Annotated in this window: 20 protein-coding genes; 6 read left to right on the forward strand and 14 right to left on the reverse strand. The window is 39.3% G+C overall.

Translation table 11 applies throughout. From position 1 onward, the window contains the following. The first annotated feature begins 62 nt into the window (after positions 1-62). The 3 genes from K6V21_RS04040 (at position 63) to K6V21_RS04050 (ending at position 3141) form a co-directional block, all read left to right on the forward strand. Complete coding sequence (locus K6V21_RS04040; RefSeq protein WP_224320915.1) at positions 63-1196, forward strand: glycosyltransferase; 1134 nt, start codon at positions 63-65, stop codon at positions 1194-1196. Between the two features lie 89 nt (positions 1197-1285). Beyond that, the gene (locus K6V21_RS04045) at positions 1286-2332 is read left to right on the forward strand and encodes a glycosyltransferase family 1 protein (RefSeq protein ID WP_317197611.1); all 1047 of its coding nucleotides are present in this window, start codon (positions 1286-1288) and stop codon (positions 2330-2332) included. After that, entirely contained in the window at positions 2326-3141 is an 816-nt protein-coding gene (locus K6V21_RS04050) for a glycosyltransferase family 2 protein (protein ID WP_224320917.1), read from the forward strand. Before K6V21_RS04045 ends, K6V21_RS04050 begins: the two co-directional genes overlap by 7 nt. A gap of 9 nt (positions 3142-3150) precedes the next feature. Here K6V21_RS04050 and K6V21_RS04055 read toward each other — a convergent pair whose 3' ends face one another. From K6V21_RS04055 to K6V21_RS04115, 13 genes are read right to left on the reverse strand one after another with little or no spacing between them, the layout of a single operon-like run. Further along, the gene (locus K6V21_RS04055; protein ID WP_224320918.1) at positions 3151-4278 is read right to left on the reverse strand and encodes a glycosyltransferase; all 1128 of its coding nucleotides are present in this window, start codon (positions 4276-4278) and stop codon (positions 3151-3153) included. A 9-nt stretch (positions 4279-4287) separates the two neighbouring features. Beyond that, positions 4288-5394 carry a glycosyltransferase gene (locus tag K6V21_RS04060; RefSeq protein WP_224320919.1) on the reverse strand — a complete coding sequence of 369 codons (1107 nt, stop codon included), beginning with the start codon at positions 5392-5394 and terminating at the stop codon, positions 4288-4290. After that, complete coding sequence (locus K6V21_RS04065) at positions 5391-6359, reverse strand: glycosyltransferase family 2 protein (protein ID WP_224320920.1); 969 nt, start codon at positions 6357-6359, stop codon at positions 5391-5393. The genes K6V21_RS04060 and K6V21_RS04065 overlap by 4 nt, the downstream gene beginning before the upstream one ends. 40 nt (positions 6360-6399) lie before the next feature. Continuing rightward, positions 6400-7485, reverse strand: coding sequence for a glycoside hydrolase family 99-like domain-containing protein (locus K6V21_RS04070; RefSeq protein ID WP_224320921.1), 1086 nt, complete (start codon positions 7483-7485; stop codon positions 6400-6402). 30 nt (positions 7486-7515) lie between these two features. Beyond that, positions 7516-8502, reverse strand: a complete 987-nt coding sequence (locus K6V21_RS04075; RefSeq protein ID WP_224320922.1) for a glycosyltransferase family 2 protein — start codon at positions 8500-8502, stop codon at positions 7516-7518. A 28-nt stretch (positions 8503-8530) separates the two neighbouring features. Beyond that, positions 8531-9529, reverse strand: a complete 999-nt coding sequence (locus K6V21_RS04080; RefSeq protein WP_224320923.1) for a glycosyltransferase family 2 protein — start codon at positions 9527-9529, stop codon at positions 8531-8533. Next, positions 9522-10337: a glycosyltransferase family 2 protein gene (locus K6V21_RS04085; protein WP_217716122.1), complete on the reverse strand. Its 816-nt coding sequence runs from the start codon at positions 10335-10337 to the stop codon at positions 9522-9524. The genes K6V21_RS04080 and K6V21_RS04085 overlap by 8 nt, the downstream gene beginning before the upstream one ends. A 22-nt stretch (positions 10338-10359) precedes the next feature. Next, positions 10360-10854 (reverse strand): adenylyltransferase/cytidyltransferase family protein, encoded by a 495-nt coding sequence (locus K6V21_RS04090; RefSeq protein ID WP_007210973.1) that lies wholly within the window; start codon positions 10852-10854, stop codon positions 10360-10362. An 11-nt stretch (positions 10855-10865) separates the two neighbouring features. Further along, positions 10866-11903: a pyridoxal-phosphate-dependent aminotransferase family protein gene (locus K6V21_RS04095; protein ID WP_044265405.1), complete on the reverse strand. Its 1038-nt coding sequence runs from the start codon at positions 11901-11903 to the stop codon at positions 10866-10868. A gap of 35 nt (positions 11904-11938) precedes the next feature. Beyond that, complete coding sequence (locus K6V21_RS04100) at positions 11939-12988, reverse strand: CDP-glycerol glycerophosphotransferase family protein (RefSeq protein WP_224320924.1); 1050 nt, start codon at positions 12986-12988, stop codon at positions 11939-11941. Between the two features lie 8 nt (positions 12989-12996). Further along, positions 12997-13743: a lipopolysaccharide kinase InaA family protein gene (locus K6V21_RS04105; protein WP_217716119.1), complete on the reverse strand. Its 747-nt coding sequence runs from the start codon at positions 13741-13743 to the stop codon at positions 12997-12999. Positions 13744-13803: 60 nt separating this feature from the next. Beyond that, positions 13804-14835 carry a glycosyltransferase family 9 protein gene (locus K6V21_RS04110; RefSeq protein ID WP_224320925.1) on the reverse strand — a complete coding sequence of 344 codons (1032 nt, stop codon included), beginning with the start codon at positions 14833-14835 and terminating at the stop codon, positions 13804-13806. Positions 14836-14838: 3 nt separating this feature from the next. Continuing rightward, positions 14839-15444 (reverse strand): DUF4254 domain-containing protein, encoded by a 606-nt coding sequence (locus tag K6V21_RS04115; protein WP_224320926.1) that lies wholly within the window; start codon positions 15442-15444, stop codon positions 14839-14841. A gap of 311 nt (positions 15445-15755) precedes the next feature. Here K6V21_RS04115 and pdxB point away from each other — a divergent pair, with 311 nt between their 5' ends. Then, positions 15756-16799: a 4-phosphoerythronate dehydrogenase PdxB gene (pdxB, locus tag K6V21_RS04120; protein WP_224320927.1), complete on the forward strand. Its 1044-nt coding sequence runs from the start codon at positions 15756-15758 to the stop codon at positions 16797-16799. Between the two features lie 148 nt (positions 16800-16947). On the opposite strand, the gene purN is transcribed toward pdxB, so the two are convergent. Further along, on the reverse strand, positions 16948-17523 hold the full coding sequence (gene purN / locus K6V21_RS04125; RefSeq protein ID WP_217716115.1) for a phosphoribosylglycinamide formyltransferase: 576 nt from the start codon (positions 17521-17523) through the stop codon (positions 16948-16950). A gap of 149 nt (positions 17524-17672) precedes the next feature. Here purN and K6V21_RS04130 point away from each other — a divergent pair, with 149 nt between their 5' ends. Both K6V21_RS04130 and fabF read left to right on the forward strand, forming a co-directional pair. Then, positions 17673-17909, forward strand: coding sequence for an acyl carrier protein (locus tag K6V21_RS04130; RefSeq protein ID WP_004291965.1), 237 nt, complete (start codon positions 17673-17675; stop codon positions 17907-17909). A 19-nt stretch (positions 17910-17928) separates the two neighbouring features. Beyond that, positions 17929-19194 (forward strand): beta-ketoacyl-ACP synthase II, encoded by a 1266-nt coding sequence (fabF, locus tag K6V21_RS04135; protein WP_217716114.1) that lies wholly within the window; start codon positions 17929-17931, stop codon positions 19192-19194. Positions 19195-19199: the final 5 nt, after the last annotated feature.

A 19199-nucleotide genomic window follows, 5' to 3' on the forward strand; every position in this document is an offset into this window, starting at 1 on the left:
TCTTTATAAGACATGTACTTCAGCTTTATCTAAATAAAAATATTCTAAAAACGAATTTATCCATGAAACTCAGAATATTCAGAAGAAACAAGAAACGTCACTTTCTCTACTCCCTATTTAATAGAAAATGGGTATATATTTCATATATTCCCGATGTATATTACAATAAAAATAATATAAAATACATGCTATCTCACCAGAATAAAAGAGAAGCGCTAGTTGTTGGCAATATATTTTACAGTTTAGGATATAATGTTAAGATTGCACTTTTCAATGCCCCTGAAGAATGCGATACTCGAAAGTATGATATCATATTTGGTTTAGAACCAAACTTCATAACCATGAGCCAAAGAAATCCCCAAGCTCTTAAAATATACTATGCGACAGGAGCTTATTGGAAACATCAACTCACAATGGTAAAAAACAGGACAGACCTATTTAATACAAAACATGGAACACATTTACCATATTCGCGTTTAGTGGATGCGCATAACAGTTGCGAGATAGCTGACGTTATTTTTCAAATAGGAAGCTCATTTACTATCCAAACATATCCTTCCAAATTGCAGAGCAAAATTAATATAATTAATCAGTCTAGCAATTTTGTTCAAGAGTGTGCTCTAAAACATAAATTGCAAAGTGTCTCAATGAAGGATTTCATGTGGTTTGGCTCTAGTGGAAGTATTTTGAAAGGTTTAGATTTAGTTTTAGAGTATTTCATAGAGAACCCCCAATACAATTTGCATGTAGTCGGACCACTTGATGAGGAATTCATAAGGTTCTATCAAAAGCAAATAGAAAAATGCCTCAATATAACATTTTACAATTTTCTCGATACCAGCTCCAAAGAGTTCATGGACTTAGCCTATCTTTGTGCTTTCAATATCTTTCCATCTGGTAGTGAAGGCTGCCCTGGCTCCGTCATAACTTTAATGCAAATGGGTGTCATCCCTATCACCTCTCAATGGGGAGCAATAGACCAAATAGAACATTACGGATATCTGTTACCTGAGTTATCCGTTGAAGCTATAAGCAAGGCCATTGAATGGGGAGTTACACTTCCCCAGGAAGAGTTCCATAAAATTATAGAGGAAAACATATCATATTCAAAAAATACTTGGAATTTAAAACGATTTGAGAATGAATTCCGCTCTCTATTACTAACATTTATAGAAAAAAGTAATCAAAAAGCATGAATCAACCATATATCTTGTACGATTCTCAGATATTTGATTATCAGATATTCGGAGGTATCTCACGATATTTCTGTGAAATAATCCCCAGAATGAATATCACATTCGATATATCTGTACGATATTCTGAAAATATCTATTTGAAAGAATCTAAACTGTGCAAGCATCGCCTGCCTATTCCAAAGTGGATATTCAATAAGTACAAAAATAAACTTCTCCAGAAGAATAGAAAATTCTCCGAGCACATGCTTAGATCATCTTCTGAATATTTGCTGCATGCAACTTATTATGAACCATACTTCCTTGACTGGATAGGAAATAACCCTTATGTCATTACCGTACATGACATGATCTATGAAAAGTTGCCTGAATTCTTTTCAAAAGAAGACAGGGAGTTAAGCTTTGAGCAAAAGAAAAAAGTTGTTACGCAAGCGGATAGAGTTATTGCAATAAGCCAAAACACCAAGCAAGATATCATAGATTTACTACATATTGCACCCGAAAAAATTGACGTCATATACCATGGAACCAATATGCAAAAGCCTACTCGAAAGGATTCCGTAACACTTCCCAAAAGATTTATCTTATATGTTGGTACCAGATATTCCTACAAGAATTTCGCCCGTTTTGTCAAAGCCTTTTCTTTATTATCATCTAAAGACAAAGAGTTATATGCAATATGTACTGGTAGCTCCTTTACTATGGATGAAAAGAAATTATTTGAATCACTAAATATCTCCCAAAAGCTTATGCACATTCAGGCTGCTGATACCTTACTATATACGCTCTACAATCAGGCAGAAGCTTTCGTATTTCCATCGCTTTATGAAGGTTTTGGCATTCCTATCATAGAAGCTTACGCCTGTCTTTGTCCGGCTATCATAAGCAATACCAGCTGCTTTCCTGAGATAGCAGCAGATGCTGCTGCATATTTTAATCCATATTCCGAGATAGAAATGGCAGATACCATTGCAAGTGTTATATACAACCACGCTCTGCGCGCAGAGCTTATCCATAAAGGATCCGAACAATTGAAATTATATTCTTGGGAAAAAGCTGCGTCTCAAACAAAAGAAGTATATTTGAAGGCCTTGAAAGAAAACAAAAGCAAAAAAGAAAGAAAAGAAGAGATATGGTAAAGCCAGTGCTTAGTATTATTACAGTCAATTTTAACAACAATTTGGGGCTACAAGAAACATTACGTAGCATTCAATCACAATCATTTACAGATTATGAGCATATCATCATAGATGCCAACTCTACAGACGGAAGTGCAGAAACTATTGCTAAGTATGCTGCAGAAACTCCTCACCTATCATACTGGGTATCCGAACCAGACAAAGGAGTCTATGACGGCATGAATAAAGGAATCGCACATGCCAAAGGAGAATATATCTTCTTTCTAAACTCCGGAGACTTTCTATTTGACGGCAATGTCTTAGATTCCATCCCTTTTGATGGAACCAACTATATTTGTGGGAATCTAAGAATGGTGTATTCAAATACAGAATATGAAGATATAATTCCTCCCGAAGAAGTAGATGGTTTGTTTTTGCTAAAAAGTTTTCTACCACACCCTGCCTCTTTTATACATCACTCGCTATTCGAAAGCCAAACTTACAGAACAGATTATAGAATCGTATCAGACTGGATACATATGGTTGACAATATCGTATTAAAAGGATGCAGCTATAAGCATGTCAACATCCTGATATCCAACTTCGATAGTACAGGACTTAGCTCCACCAACGGTTCCATTGGACTCTATGAGCGCAACAGATGGATAAAAGAAAATATTCCCGCCCGTATCTATGCTTCCTTAATGGAACTGGACAACCTCAAAAATTCAATATTAGGAAGCATCATTCCAATGGCCAATGAAAAGAAACGTCGTACACAAAAGCGAATGAAAAAGGCGGTCCTATTGCTCTCAAAAATACTTAAATAAAATATAGACTCAAATAATTTCATAGAATCGCGCCATTGTCTCATCAATATTGAAGATATTGGAGCGAGATAAACTTTTTTCCTGATATTCCTTGCAAAGGGTGGTACTATCGACCAGTTTCTTTATAGCTTCATATATAGATGCATCATCATGTTCTGTTAATATGCCATATTTACCATTTTCCAGCAACTCCATCCCTCCTGAGGTTTTTGTAGCAACCACTGGAATTCCAAGCACCAAAGCTTCACATATCACATAAGAAAGCCCTTCGGACAGCGAAGTACTAACAAATATATCTGATTGCCTTAAATAAGGATAAGGGTTTTCTTCAAATCCTAAAAATACCACATCTTCCTGTAAGCCCAATTCATCACGCATTCGAAGCAAAGATTCAAATTCCTTCCCTTGCCCCAGAATTTGAAAACGTAAAGCATAACCTTTATCTTTAAATAGCTTAGCTACTCTTACCAGACGATCATATCCCTTAACTTTATAGAGGCTACCAATAGAAGTTATTGTAAATCTATCGTGCATCACGACCTTTTGCTTAGCCAACCTGCGGATATTCTCCGCATCTACAATATTGTATAGATGCATTTTATCATTTGACGTTTCGTACAATCTATTAAAAGACTCCATTGAGTTACGAGAAACAAACACGATCTTATCCATCTTCTCATAGCATCGTTTTTCATCATGATCGCTATGATAATAGGCCGTCGTCCAATGCTGGTAATATAAATCGCAATGAATCCAACTAATATTGAGTTTAGCCCATTTACAAATGGTACTATGAAACAATATAGGATAACCTTCTATGAACGATATTATAGTATCAAAATGATGTTTCTTACATTTCTGCCTAAATAAAAACTTTAGCAGCCAAGTATTACCATACTTCTTACAATATCTTAACGCCTTTCTTCTCAAAGAAGATTCAAAAGAAGTCTCATTATCAGAAAAGATATGAAAAAGGTTAACTTGAGAAGGAATCTCCTTAGTATATATTCCACCAGCAAATACGACTCCTAAAGTAACATTATATCGGGCATAGTCTATATGCTTCAACAATTCAACCAAAGCTCGCTCTGCTCCACCGCCAAACAACCCTTCTATTATAAATAAAACATCTTTCATATCTTCTCCCTAAATTAAGCTATACACACTCTTCATTGCTTCATCTACATTGAACATCTCCGCCCGAATTAGTGATTTCAAGTGATATTCGTCTCTTGATTCTTCGTTATCAATCAGCTTCCTAAGCCCTTCATAAATTGAAATATCATCCTGTCCTGTCAGAATTCCATATTTGCCATTATCTAAAAGTTCAATAGCACCGGCTGTTTCAGTAGCTACTACAGGTATACCCAAAACAAAGGCTTCACAAATCACATAAGGAAGACCTTCAGACAATGAAGTACTGACAAATAGATCTGTTTTTTTCAAATAAGGATAAGGATTCTCCTCAAATCCTAAAAAAAGCACCTCTTCTTCTAACCCCAATTCGTTCCGCAAGGTCAGCAGATTATCCAATTCTGATCCGCAACCTAGTATTTGGAAAGAAAGGGAATAACCATTGTTTTTTAACATTTTTGCAACACGAAGCAAGCGGTCATATCCCTTCACTTTATATAAGCTACCAATAGAAGTTATAGTGAATACATTTCCAGTAACATTTTCTTCTCCAGCTTTTTCTTTAATTTCTTTTGCATCAACCACATTGTATAAGCACTCTTTAGGCGTATTCACCAGATACAACTTATCAAAGTTCTCCTTTGCAGTATTAGAAACAAAAATTACGCAATCAACATCTTCATAACATTTTCTTTCCAAACTCGAACTATAAAAACAGTCAGAAGTCGGGTAGTTCAACAAGTCACGATGTACCCATGTTACATTCCTATCAGCTCTCTTCATTACAAAACTATGAAATAATAAAGGCCAGCCTTCCATAAAAGAGATAATTGTATCATAATGCCGTTGTAACTTACGCCTTATCTGAAAAGACATAAGCCAAGAATTATGATATTTTCGATAATAACGAAAAGACTTTCTTCGAAAAGAGTTGTTTTGGGTATATAACGGAATAACCGTAACGTTTTCAGGAATATCCTTTAAATAAAGACCTTGATAGAACAAGAGACAAAGCGATACACGATAACGTGTATAATCAAAATTTTTAAGATATTCAATCAAAGCCTTTTCCGCTCCTCCTCCATCCAAGGATTCCATAATGAATAATACATCTTTCATTTTTTCTTAGAGCAATGGGTTAAATAGTACAGAGGCCAAAAATAGGATATTTTCCGTAAGCGCTTATAACTCTGAGGATCAACAACATCCTTGGATAAAGAAAGGAAATCATGCAACCGTAACTTCATAGCTTTCATTTCTTGCTTATATAAAGTATGATTAGGTTTTCGAATAAACGTATTGAAAATCCACAAACAATGCCCTACTACTCTAGCTGTTAATATCCCGCGTTCTTTAGTATTAAAGAGAGTTGTGTTCTCAACAAAAGCTAATCTGTCATATTCTGCTAAAAAATAATCATACAACTTCCTCAAATCTGGACTATGGCAAATACTTCCTTCCCTCTGCAAATAATTATAATATGACTTATCTATCCAACCTATTTTTTTACATTTTGAAGCCCATTTATAAACAGTTAAATGATCTTCATAACATACGCCTTCAGGGAAAGTAAATGAATCGAACAAATCCCTTTTAAATAGTTTTGTACAAGAAGAACTACTAACTTTATCTAGTAAGATATCTCGTACAACATCTTTAGGCATCAAAGAGTATATTTTACCAGAATTTGGATACAACTGTTCTTTATGTCCATCTGCATATTCATAACAATAATTACAATAGGACATATCAGCTCCACAAGAAACCAATGTCTTTAACAAATCTTCATACATTGTCGCTTCAATCCAGTCATCGCTATCAACAAAACCAATATAAGGAGCTACACTGGCAGCAATGCCAGCATTTCTTGCAACAGAAAGGCCAGCAACAGTTAAATGAAGTGTCCTTATACGAGAATCCACTAAAACGTAATCATCACAAATCTGTGCTGATCCATCACTAGAAAGATTATCTACTAAAATAATCTCAATATCTTTCAAAGTCTGATTACGAACAGATTCCACACAACGCTTTAGATAAGCCGCTGTATTATGTACCGGTATAATTATAGCAACCTGAGGCATACTTTTCAACTTTATCTTTTACAAAAACAACAATTAATATTCAAACGATACTGATATATTTTTTTATCACTTCCAAATAACGCTTTCCATAGCGCAAATCCGGCTCCAGATAATTTCCTTCCCCCCACTCATTCCATGATTTCACAAAAGCAAGACGATGCTCCAAAGGTTTATTTTCAATACGTGCAATCACATCTTTCACATGCCGGTCAAAATAGGCTGGTTCTGCATGATTCAATACCAATGCCTTATTTAAAGAACGAGGTGAATGATCCCAATTGGGAATGATTGTTGGTATAATTTCAGGGGCATACTCTTCATCTCCAACAAAAAAACGACTCACTTTCTTGTACTCCATAATTTTAGGACAACGAAAAATCCGATGCCTCCACTTGGCACATTTATAAAGAAACTTTGCTTTCTTTTCAAAATCAAACAAACGTGTTACATTAATAGCATCAAATCCCATATCCATCAATTCGGTTCTTTCCTCCGTCAAATGATATGTTTGACCTATGAAAAAAATACCTTTCAAACCATTATTCATAGCTAATTTCTGCCACAAAGCCATAAACTCTTTTATCTGCGGATGTTGAAAAGGTTGATAAATCATGAAAACAGGTTTATCATCTACTGTTATGTAACGAGGATCTTTAAAAGCAGGCAACACTGTTTCAAAGTGGGCTATATAATCGTCTTCTCCTGGATAAAGCTGGGTAATCAACGCCTGTTTGGTTTTTACTCCATGAAAAAAGCCTTTCCACGACTCATTGGCCCAAGCTAGGCAAAAAGGAAAATCTGGCTTACCAGAAGCCAATACCTCATTAAAAGGACGTTCTAATAATCGCTTACCATTCCCAAACCAATAGTGCCAATAACAAAATCCTTCTATGCCGTATTCTCTCGCCATATCAGCCTGAGCCTGACGAGTCTCGGGAACTCTCAAATCATAATAACCTAAGTCTGCCGGAACTTTAGGCTGATAATGCCCCGGAAATAATGATCGTGCTTTCCCTACATTAGTCCATTCGGTAAAACCCTTCATCCACCATTCATCATTTTCAGGTATCGGATGAAACTGGGGGAGATAAAATGCAATAACTCTTGCTTTATTTATTGTATTCATTATATCTTAATTTCCTTTAGTAATCTATTATTATGCTTGAGGTATCTTCTTCCCAGACTTAAAAAATAAGTTCATCGAACGATAAACACTCAGATTTTGATATAGCAGACAGCGTTTCAAAAGAAATAGGAAATCCACTTGAGGCCATCTTACATCCTTAAATTCCTGCATTTTAGCTATTATATCTTTTATTATGGAATCAAGTTGTGGAGAAGAAGGAAGCATGAGAATTTTATCAATCGAATGTATTCCATATTTATGTACATAACGAGGTGCCTTATGCCATATTCCATTTGCTTGCACAAACTTCACCTGCTCATATATCCGCAAGAACCACAAATATTCTTTTTGTGGATCATACTGCTTATCCAGAACTGTACTCCCCTCACGACGCAAATAATGATATTTCGGACAATCTTGCATGACTATCCGGCGTACCTTATGAAAAACACGGTAGCAAACGGCCATATCTTCAAATATCTGATTTTCAGGAAAGCGTATTCCAGAAAATGCTTGTCGTTTAAACAATTTATCCCATATATAATTCCTTACCCGCTTATCAATAACTAAGGCTCGTATGGCCTCATCACTTGAAAAAGAAGTGAGTGTCCCCGATGAATAGCGTACTTTAGTCCGGGTAGTCGTCTCTATATAATGAGCACACACGGATATATCTGCATCATTATCTACCAACAAATGATATAGAAATTCATACATATCAGGATCAATCCAGTCATCACTATCCACAAAACCAATATATTCGCCTCGGGCAATGGTCAATCCTTCATTTCTCGCACAACTTTGCCCTTTGTTTACCTGATGAATCACTTTGATCCGACTATCTGTTTCAGCAAACATATCACATATTTCTCCCGATCCATCAGTAGACCCATCATCCACCACAATAATCTCAAGATTCTGATAGGTCTGTCCACAGACTGAACGTAAACACTTTTCCAAGTATTCGTTTACGTTATATACTGGTATGATAATACTTATTAAAGGTAAACCTTCCATATTACTCACTTTATTTGCAGACAAATTCTCAAAAGCGATGACTTTTCGACTTAAATATTGACCTGACAAAACGATAGACAGAACGATATCTCGAAAGATTATGATAAATAGCCCAACGCTTTATAGCAATAGCCATACCAATCTGTCGAAACGAAATATCATTGTACTGATGCATTTTACTGAGCACATCTCTTACTATTTCTTCTGCAACAGGCGAAAGAGGCACAAGCATTATATGATCTATAAGATGTACTCCACTCCGAATAATAAATACAGGTGCTTTATTCCACAACTGTTTTTCCTGAATAAAAGTACATTGTTCGTATACAGCCAGAAACATATGATATTCTTTTTCGGGATTATATTTACTTCCTGTTATACTATTAGTACGCACCATATAATGATACTTGGGATGCCCTTTCATTACAATTTTCCGTGCTTGATAAAACACCTTGTACATGACAGCAATGTCCTCAAAATAACGCCCCTGCGGAAATCTCAATTCACGAAACAAAGTCCTTCTGTAAAGTTTATCCCACGCAAAATTTCGAATAATATCATCCTCAACTAAAAGGCGCATAGCATCGCGAGGCACTAAATTCAAAACCTCATCCGAGTTATATTTTATCTTTGTCCTACCCGATCTTTCAATATAATGTGAACAGATTGATATATCCGCCTCCTCTGTCTCCAGCAGCTCATACAAAAACTTGAACATATCAAGATCAATCCAGTCATCACTATCTACGAAACCGAGAAACTCTCCCGTAGCTGCATCCAAACCTTCATTCCGGGCTGCACTCAAACCTCCGTTTTTACGATGAATTACCTTTATCCGTCTATCTTTTGAAGCATAAGTATCACAGATTTCCCCGGAGCCATCAGTCGAACCATCGTCCACCACAACTATCTCCAGATTCTTATAAGTTTGCCCACAGATAGAGTCAAGACATTTCTCCACATAATCCTTCACATTATAAACCGGTACTATAATGCTTATTAAAGGTAATGCTCTCGTTTCATCCATTATTCTCTTTATATGCTTTATCTTCTTTCACGATCCCATTCTCACACCATATCGTCTTCTCCTCAATAACTTGTCTCAACACCTGTTCGTGATATTCCAAATTCTCCCGTGAAGCAAATTTGTGATAGAGATGAAATTGTACCCCCCCCATCTTCAATTGCTTCTTTTGGATACCTGCATGGATTAATCGATAGGAAATTTCCACATCTTCCTGTCCCCACATCTCCAGAGACTCATTATAACCGTTAACACGGAACAAATCTTCTTTCCAGAAAGCCATATTACAGCCCCGGATTCTCAGCATGCTATTCTTGGCATAACGATTTGCCAAATACAAACGTAAAGTGTGTGAACGGAAAGCGTTCAACAAAAAGCTAAGGTCTTGTTTAAAAAGTGCAGGATGAGTTTCCACCCCTCTAAGTAACCGGGCAGTAGCCATTCTCCCCAAAAGCACCCGACTGCCACATACAAAGTATCCCTTCTCCGCCAATTCCAGATGGTCAGCGATAAAGTGCCTATCCAAAAGGATATCACCATCAATCTGGATAATATAATCCCCCTTCGCCCTTTCAATGGAGCGATTACGGATAGCGGAAAGACGGAAACCTTTGTCCTCGTGCCATACATGCACAATAGGAATATCGGTCTTTGCCCGCATCTTATCAATCAGCTGCTTGGTGTCGTCACGTGAGCCATCATCTGCAATCAGAATCTCACAAGGCTTCACGGTCTGAGCGAAAGCGCTGTACAGACATAGGGACAAGGCCTCTTTCCAATTATATGTAGATATCATTAATGAGACTAACATGTATCAATTCTTTAATTCAACTTCATTTTTTCTGATCTTCCGGCCAATTATAATCTAATTCAGCCTCACGTTGTAGCGCTGCCCTGATAATCTCACTTGTACTCTCTATTATTTTCTTCTTAATACCTGTAGTGCTTACATCGGGAGTATAAGGAAAATAAACCACTTCCTTACCGGGCTGTTGCTTCATCCACTCAAGCCCCTCCAGATACTTATTTATCCAATCATCCCCAATGGTTACTATATCAATATCTTCTCTCTGTAATTGTGCCACCTCAGTAAGCTTCACTTGCTTCACAGCTTTAGTCACACACTTCAAAGACGAGATAATCCGGAAACGTTGTTCAAAGGGAATAATAGGCGGCATTCCTTTGTAATGCTGTATCAGCTCATCTGTGCTTACGCCGACTATAAGTTCATCGCCCAATGCCGCCGAACGTTCCAATATGTTCAGATGCCCGATATGAAACAGGTCAAAACTACCGGATGTGAATACTCTGATTTTCTTTCTTTCCATATTATATAGATTTATCGGTATTCTATTTCTTTAATTCTCTTTGCCAGATCATCCAGATCCTCTTCACTTTGAACTCCCAAATGAGAAACCCTGAAATAACAAGGAGTGCCACCCGGCATAATGAATATGTCTTGCTTCAACAATTCATTAAAGAGAATATCCCCATTCCGGCGGACAAAGAACCCCGTAATGCAATTGGATGGTACTTCCGCCGGAACTTCCCAACCATTCTGTCTGCACAGCTCACGAAAATACAGTGCTTTAGCACGCACGGAAGCAATGATTTTGTCAACCCCAAGGAGTACATTCTCCTTTAAACGGGCATGCAATTGCATAAACAAACTGGTGGCCGGACTGTAAGGTGTCTGACCGCGTTCCAGATTCTTCAGATTCTCAGCAAAATCAAAATAATAAGATTTATGCAAAAAATCAGTCTGTAGGATTCTAGGCGAAAGAAACAGAAACGACAAACCCGGGGCTATATTCAGCCCCTTCTGACTACTGGTAATACAGATGTCAATATTCAACTCTTCCATATCCAAATCATCGGACAAGAAAGAACTAATAGCATCAACAACCAGCGAAACATTATGTTTCCTGCAAATAGCAGAAATTTTCTTTAAATCAAACAGTTGACCGGTAGAGGTTTCATGATGTTGACATAAAAACACATCCGGACGCGAAGCAGCCACAGCATTTTCCAGCCGGGCATAATCAATATCACGAGCAAAAGGAACTTCAAAAACTTCATTCTGAACCTGATAGTACTCGCAGAGACTCTTCCAGCGGTAGCCGAATGAACCGCCGGCTATAATAAAAGCTTTCTTTTTCAGGGAAACATAATTGGTAACCACAGCATCCATCGCACCGGTTCCTGAAGCAGTATAGAAGATAACACGACCGCCTGGACAATGTATCAGCTCCAGCAACATACGCTCTGAGTCTTTCACTATTTCAGAAAACAAAGCAGTGCGCATATACGGAAAAGGTTCTCCTGCGATTCGAAGAATCCGCTCTTCTATATTTCCCGGAAAAACATAAGATTTCATATTTCTGCTTTTTAATAATTCTACATTACTTTTCATCACTTCTTTATCCTTCCGAACGTCTTTATACTCGTATATTTTCTCCAGAGGTTCAACTTCCGCTCTCTCGGAACACCATGACGGCGAATATAATCTTCAGCCGCTTCCAGCATTCGCCTGGCTACATTCCCATCCAGGTACGGATCGTAGTTATCAACCACCCATCGTCTTTTCGCAATAGCGCTTTCATCATGCTGCACACTTTCAAAGGCGTCCACCAATTGGGATGTATCCGTTATATCAGTCCAGTAAATGTCTTTCGCTATGGTGCGATAAGTGATTACCGGACGTCCCAGAAGCAAGAATTCATATACCGTTGAGGAAGTGTCACTTATCATGACATCGGACATTAACTGATACTTTGTAACATTAAAGCCGTCTTCCCATATAATGTGTTCTTCTTGTTCTGCCAGTTGTTTATATTCATCCACCCACTCTTTTTTAGTCAACGGATGCAACTTCAATAACAGAACGATATCCCTCATCTTTACTAAATGCAGCAAAGCCTCTTTTAATGCAGGAAGAGATGTTAAACTTGGTGAAAAAGTAGGCGCATATAATACAATTTGACTTTTTCCATGCAGTTTCAACAGTTCTTCACGTTCCCGGTCAAAATCATGCCAATGATTTTTTATCCAATCCTGCTTGGGCCAGCCGGTCTCCACGACCTCAAAATCTTTATATTCGGCTGCTAATTCCTTAAACTTTTTCGTAAAAAAAGGACCTTGGGTGAAATAGGTGTCAAAATAGCGACGGATGATCCAATGATCTTTCTTTTCTGCCGCATAGCCATGAAAAACCTGTATCTTCACACCCGGTAAATAATAGGGAACAATATTACCCGGCACAAATATAGCTTCCGGAGAAAAATCATAAACCTCCTGCATCGAATGTGTATAAACAACTTTTCCATCCAGTGGAAAAACCGGGATCTTCGGAAGATGCACATACCACAAGATATGATTCGCCTCCGACTTTACCGCTTCCTGATATATAGGCAATAATATATCAACAGCATACTTATTTTCACAGAATAAGACAATACGCATACTTCTCTCTATAGCTCCAGTTTATACTTCACTTGATGTTTCTTTGCAAAATAAATCCAGAACTTCTTCCGGTGTGCAAGCACTTTATCAACGCAGTATTGTTCATCAGCATTGCGTGCCCGTGCATATTCTCTGGCAAGTAATTCAAAAAAGGCTTTCTGTCCCCATAAACGGGCAAAATTGGCACACCCCATATCAATACTGATCTTACCGAAGCTCATGCGATTGATATCCACTAACATAAAATGATATTCACCGTCTATCTTATCGAACAGGATATTTCCGGGAGAATAATCCCGATGCATAATATCGGATTCATGCAGGCGAGCCGTATAACGGGCAAAGGCTATAACAACATCCCGGCAATCGTTAACATCGGCATTGCCGAATTCATAAAAGTTTCTTCGATAGGAAGATTGAAGACTGATAAAATAAGAGTATTTGATCAAACCGCACTTGCACTCTTCGATATAAGCGATAGGAACCGGGGTCTCAAAGCCTCTCTGAAGCAGTATATTGGGATATGAAAAGGCGCGCCTTCCTTTCGGGGCACGAAAAAAAGAATAAGCAATCCGATTTACCAAAGCCGGAACCCCATAACGTTTTATATTGATCTCCAATCCATCGTCCACCGTCATCACCTTGATGAGGTTTCTTCCAGAGTAGATCACCCTTCCCTCACTTTCAAAGATATCAGGAATGCTTTCTACAAATTTCCGCAAATGTTCGTATGCAGGATTTACTATTATTTTCATATTTTACTCTGCCTTCACCTTTTTAGACGGTCCCGTCATTCTAAAATATTTATCCATCATTTACCTTATATTCTCTTCAATCTTCGCAATAATCTCTTCAGGTTTTATCTCCCTCAGGCAAGCATAATCGCCACGCCAGCAGGGCTTCTGCCCGTAAACCGAACATGGACGGCAGGACAAGTCAAGCTGCACCGTATTGGCCGGCAACTGTTTCCACCCCATGAATCCGGCATAAGGATGCGTAGCACCCCATACGGAAACAACAGGCACATTGACCAGAGACGCCAAATGCATATTAGCGGAGTCCATGGAAAGAATCACATCCAAATGACTCATCAGATTCAATTCCGTATCCATTTTCAGCTTACCAATCAACGATATGACGGAAGGATACTTAGCGGTCCAGCGGTCGAATACCTCCTTTTCACTCTTCCCTCCACCCAAAAGGAAAACTTTCACATCCGGCATTGCGGCAAAATGGGCAACAACCCGTTCCTGCTGCTCTACCGGATAAATCTTACCCTTGTGTTTAGCAAAAGGAGCAATACCTATCCATTTATTATTCCCTTTCGGGCCTACTACCGGTTCTATTTGCGAGAAATCACCTTTTCCCTCTCCATAGATGGAGGTGAACTTCAATTGAACCGGAAGTCCCAGCTTTTCCAGCACATCAGCATAGCGCCGGAAAGAGCTTTCCTGCTTTTCAAAAACCTTATGATGACGGCGAACCAGTTTCTTCTTACCTGCCCGCCCCTTGCATATTGCAGCTACAGGCACGCCATCCAACCGAAAACGCCATCGTAAGTATTTCGCGCGAAGTATATCATGAAAATCGGCCACATAATCAAAATGTAGCCCTTTTAGTTCTGCATACAAACTGTTTAATCCTCGTAATCCTTTATGTTTCCCCGACAAATCGGCACCGTAAAAGCTTACATTCTCAGGCAACTTCAGAAAAAGAGGTTGCAATGCAGTACGACTCAGCACTATGATTTCATGCTGAGGATATTCGGCTGCCAGCGAATGCACTACCGGAATCGTCATGGCTACATCGCCAAGCGCAGAGAAACGGATAATGAGGATACGTGCCATTCGTTATCTTTTTGCATAAAGCACCGGATTCAAGGCCGGGTCATTATACATCTTCATCTGTTTATATACTTTCATATATTTTTTTCCGGATTCAATATCAGCCAGCAATTGGTCAATGGCCGACGAAAGATCTTGCTTTTGTTCCAGAAGGATGTCCAGTTTAGCCTGGCATTGAGCATGATGTTCGGGAGTAGTATCCGTACGTTCCACCTCCTTTTGCATGTGATAGATCTTTAATGCAAGAATAGAAAGACGGTCTATCGCCCATGCGGGACTTTCCGTATTAATGGTAGCCTCCGCCATCGGTTTCACATCTTTATATTTATCCAGGAAATAGCTATCGATCAGTTCTACCAAGTCTGTTCTGTCCTGATTAGACTTGTCTATTCTTCGTTTCAAAATCAATGCCGCATTCGGTTCAATCTGCGGATCACGTATAATATCTTCAAAATGCCATTGCACGGCATCAATCCAATTCTTCAAATACAGATAATACTCAATCGTCTTCAACTCGTAAGGATTGTTCATCGGCGCATCCACGCTATCCGTTACATGATAATCCGCGACTGACTTTTCAAAAATGCTGTTGCAAAGGTTACTAAATGCCATAATCTTAACGAACTTTACAGTTATACAATAATACAAAGTTATGCAATATTTCCCACACAAGCAACCGTTCCCCACTTTTTATTCCCATCTTGCTCCAAAAGCAAAATATCCTCTTCCTTATTTATTTCATATTTTTACTACCCCATAACACCTTCAATAAGATAAGATGAAAGGATTCGTATGAAGAATACGTTAACAAATCAAAGCAACTTTCATAAGAAAATAGAAACCAGCTATACTTTGTTACTATAACATAGCCCCATACATATAATTAATTTCTAAATTTGCCTATATTCAAAAAACAGAATTCCATGAAAGTTATTGTTGACAATAAAATACCTTTTATAAAGGAAGCTATCGGGAAAATAGCCGACGAAGTAATATATGTCCCCGGAAAAGACTTCACCCCTGCTTTAGTGAAAGATGCAGATGCACTAATAATCCGCACACGCACTCAATGCAACCGCGAATTACTACAAGGAAGCCGGGTACAATTCATTGCTACAGCCACAATCGGCTTCGATCATATAGATACGGAGTATTGCCACGAAGCGGGCATAACCTGGACTAATGCACCGGGATGCAACTCCGCTTCCGTAGCACAATACTTGCAATCCACACTCTTATTGATAAATCTCCTGAAAGGAAAAAACTTATCAGAAATGACCATCGGCATTGTCGGAGTAGGAAACGTAGGCACCAAAGCGGCTAAAGTGGCTCGCGAATTAGGCATGCGGGTATTGCTGAATGACTTACCACGAGAAGAGAAAGAAGGAAGTACAGACTTCTGCTCTTTGCAGCTGCTTGCCGAAGAATGTGATGTTATCACTTTCCACGTACCTTTATATAAGGAAGGGAAATATAAAACTTTTCATCTGGCCGATGAAGCTTTCTTCCGTTCCCTCAAACGTTCTCCCATCATCATCAATACTTCCCGCGGAGAAGTAATAGAAACAGCCGCTTTATTGAAAGCTCTTCAAACCGGCCTGATTTCCGATGCCGTCATTGACGTATGGGAAAACGAGCCCGACATTAATCTCTCCTTATTATATAAGGTATTCATCGGCACCCCCCATATCGCCGGATACTCGGCAGACGGAAAAGCAAATGCTACGCGAATGTCTTTGGGCTCCCTGTGCCGGCACTTCGGCATACAAGCCGACTATCACATCAATCCGCCCAAACCCGAAAATCCGATCATCATAGCATCTACCCCTACAGAAGCCTATTTAAAAATGTATGATCCGCGAAAAGACTGCGAAGCGTTGAAAGCTCACCCCGAACTATTTGAAAAGCTAAGAGGAGATTATCCGCTACGGAGAGAAAAGACAGCATTCTCCGTAATAACTCCGTAGCATCTCCGTAAGTCCTCCGTAACAACTCCGTACCAGCTCCGTAGTAAGTCCGTACCAGCTCCATACTCTAAGACACGGAGATGACACGGAGATAACACGGAGCAGATACGGCTCAGAACAGAACCGGGTATGATAAAGTTATAAAGTTTTAGCCTTCGGATTCAAGCAATTTTTCTATCACTTTGGGATAAGTGTCATATTCCAGCGCATGAATACGTTGTGCCAGATCATCCGGCGTATCTTCCGGCAACACCGGGCATTTCACCTGGCAAATAATGGCACCCTCATCATAATGTTCATTAGTATAATGAATAGTGATACCACTTTCCTTCTCGCCCGCAGCAATCACCGCTTCGTGTACACGGTCGCCATACATGCCCTTTCCGCCGAACTTCGGCAACAACGAAGGATGTATATTTATCATTTTATTAGGATAAGCATGCAAAATAGTATCCGGCACGCGCGCCAGAAAACCGGCCAGCACTACAAAATCAATATCATGCTCCCGCAACACCGATAAAATCGCCTCTCCATTCTCCCAGTCACTCTTCGGAAAATAAAAGCAAGGCACTTCCAGCCCACGAGAACGCTCTAAAACGAACGCATTCTGACGATTAGTTAAAACCAAGGCCACACAAGCCGAACTTTTTTCCCGGAAATAACGGATGATATTTTCGGCATTTGTGCCGCTTCCCGATGCTAAAACTGCGATATTTTTCCTCATATTTCTTCTTTTTAGTGCACAAAACCGTGAAAAATGTGCAAAACATTGCATTTAATTCCCTAAATATTTGCGAGTGACGATAAATATTTATTCCTTTGCCCCGCAAATTTAAAGAAATAAAACTAATTATTAATTAAAAACTTAAAGTTATGTCTGAAATTGCATCAAGAGTGAAAGCGATCATCGTCGACAAGTTAGGCGTTGAAGAATCAGAAGTTACTAACGAAGCTAGCTTCACTAACGATTTAGGAGCTGATTCTCTTGACACCGTAGAGCTTATCATGGAATTCGAAAAGGAATTCGGCATCTCCATTCCGGATGACCAAGCTGAAAAGATTGGTACTGTAGGCGACGCCGTTTCTTACATCGAAGAACACGCTAAGTAATCCTATCCATCAATTTAATATGGAATTAAAAAGAGTTGTAGTAACAGGTCTCGGCGCCATTACTCCCATTGGCAACAATGTTTCCGATTTTTGGGAAAACCTTGTGAATGGGGTTAGTGGAGCAGGACCTATTACTCATTTCGATGCTTCCCTTTTCAAGACCCAATTTGCCTGCGAAGTGAAAGACTTCGAAGCTACCAAATATATCGACCGCAAAGAAGCCCGCAAGATGGACTTGTATACACAATATGCCATTGCCGTCGCAAAAGAAGCGGTTGAAGATTCCGGTCTTGACATCGAAAATGAGGATTTAAACAGAATTGGCGTCATTTTTGGCGCCGGTATCGGTGGTATCCGTACATTCGAAGAAGAGGTAAGTAACTATGCCTTAACCGGTAAAGAAAACGGTCCTAAGTTCAATCCGTTCTTCATCCCCAAGATGATTTCGGATATTGCAGCCGGACAGATTTCTATTATGTATGGTTTTCACGGTCCCAACTACGCAACTTGTTCTGCATGCGCTACTTCCACAAATGCTATTGCTGATGCCTTCAACCTGATCCGTTTGGGTAAGGCTAATATAATTGTGAGTGGTGGTTCGGAAGCTGCAATCACCGTTGGCGGTGTAGGCGGTTTCAATGCTATGCACGCATTATCAACACGCAATGAATCTCCTACAACCGCATCTCGTCCGTTCAGCGCAAGCCGTGACGGTTTCGTGATGGGTGAAGGTGGCGGTTGCCTGGTTCTTGAAGAGCTGGAACACGCCAAAGCACGTGGTGCTAAGATTTATGCAGAAGTTGCCGGTGTAGGAATGTCTGCCGACGCTCACCATCTGACCGCTTCTCATCCGGAAGGACTTGGAGCCAAGTTAGTGATGAGAAATGCGTTGGAAGATGCCGAGATGAGCCCCGAGGAAGTAGATTATATCAATGTTCACGGTACTTCTACTCCTGTAGGTGATATATCGGAAGCTAAAGCTATTAAAGAAGTATTTGGCGAGCATGCATTTGAATTGAACATCAGTTCAACAAAATCCATGACTGGTCACTTGCTGGGCGCCGCCGGTGCGGTGGAAGCCATCGCAAGTATTCTTGCAATCAAGAATGGCATCGTACCTCCGACTATCAACCACGAAGAGGGTGATAACGACGAAAACATCGACTATGACCTTAACCTTACGTTCAACAAAGCTCAAAAACGCGAAGTGAACGTAGCCCTGTCCAATACATTTGGATTTGGCGGTCATAATGCATGTGTTATTTTTAAGAAATACGCAGAATAATCAGT

The organism is Bacteroides cellulosilyticus, assembly GCF_020091405.1.
Classification (GTDB): Bacteria; Bacteroidota; Bacteroidia; order Bacteroidales; family Bacteroidaceae; genus Bacteroides.

Coding starts and splice junctions, on each gene's coding strand:
- K6V21_RS04115 (WP_224320926.1), bottom strand. CDS start 15,444: ATGGCATTTAGTAACCTTTGCAACAGCATTTTTGAAAAGTCAGTCGCG.
- K6V21_RS04080 (WP_224320923.1), bottom strand. CDS start 9,529: ATGGATGAAACGAGAGCATTACCTTTAATAAGCATTATAGTACCGGTT.
- K6V21_RS04130 (WP_004291965.1), top strand. CDS start 17,673: ATGTCTGAAATTGCATCAAGAGTGAAAGCGATCATCGTCGACAAGTTA.
- pdxB (WP_224320927.1), top strand. CDS start 15,756: ATGAAAGTTATTGTTGACAATAAAATACCTTTTATAAAGGAAGCTATC.
- fabF (WP_217716114.1), top strand. CDS start 17,929: ATGGAATTAAAAAGAGTTGTAGTAACAGGTCTCGGCGCCATTACTCCC.
- K6V21_RS04095 (WP_044265405.1), bottom strand. CDS start 11,903: ATGAAATCTTATGTTTTTCCGGGAAATATAGAAGAGCGGATTCTTCGA.
- K6V21_RS04065 (WP_224320920.1), bottom strand. CDS start 6,359: ATGCCTCAGGTTGCTATAATTATACCGGTACATAATACAGCGGCTTAT.
- K6V21_RS04085 (WP_217716122.1), bottom strand. CDS start 10,337: ATGTTAGTCTCATTAATGATATCTACATATAATTGGAAAGAGGCCTTG.
- K6V21_RS04105 (WP_217716119.1), bottom strand. CDS start 13,743: ATGAAAATAATAGTAAATCCTGCATACGAACATTTGCGGAAATTTGTA.
- K6V21_RS04055 (WP_224320918.1), bottom strand. CDS start 4,278: ATGAAAGATGTTTTATTTATAATAGAAGGGTTGTTTGGCGGTGGAGCA.
- K6V21_RS04040 (WP_224320915.1), top strand. CDS start 63: ATGAAACTCAGAATATTCAGAAGAAACAAGAAACGTCACTTTCTCTAC.
- K6V21_RS04110 (WP_224320925.1), bottom strand. CDS start 14,835: ATGGCACGTATCCTCATTATCCGTTTCTCTGCGCTTGGCGATGTAGCC.
- K6V21_RS04070 (WP_224320921.1), bottom strand. CDS start 7,485: ATGAATACAATAAATAAAGCAAGAGTTATTGCATTTTATCTCCCCCAG.
- purN (WP_217716115.1), bottom strand. CDS start 17,523: ATGAGGAAAAATATCGCAGTTTTAGCATCGGGAAGCGGCACAAATGCC.
- K6V21_RS04100 (WP_224320924.1), bottom strand. CDS start 12,988: ATGCGTATTGTCTTATTCTGTGAAAATAAGTATGCTGTTGATATATTA.
- K6V21_RS04060 (WP_224320919.1), bottom strand. CDS start 5,394: ATGAAAGATGTATTATTCATTATGGAATCCTTGGATGGAGGAGGAGCG.
- K6V21_RS04090 (WP_007210973.1), bottom strand. CDS start 10,854: ATGGAAAGAAAGAAAATCAGAGTATTCACATCCGGTAGTTTTGACCTG.
- K6V21_RS04075 (WP_224320922.1), bottom strand. CDS start 8,502: ATGGAAGGTTTACCTTTAATAAGTATTATCATACCAGTATATAACGTA.
- K6V21_RS04050 (WP_224320917.1), top strand. CDS start 2,326: ATGGTAAAGCCAGTGCTTAGTATTATTACAGTCAATTTTAACAACAAT.
- K6V21_RS04045 (WP_317197611.1), top strand. CDS start 1,286: ATGAATATCACATTCGATATATCTGTACGATATTCTGAAAATATCTAT.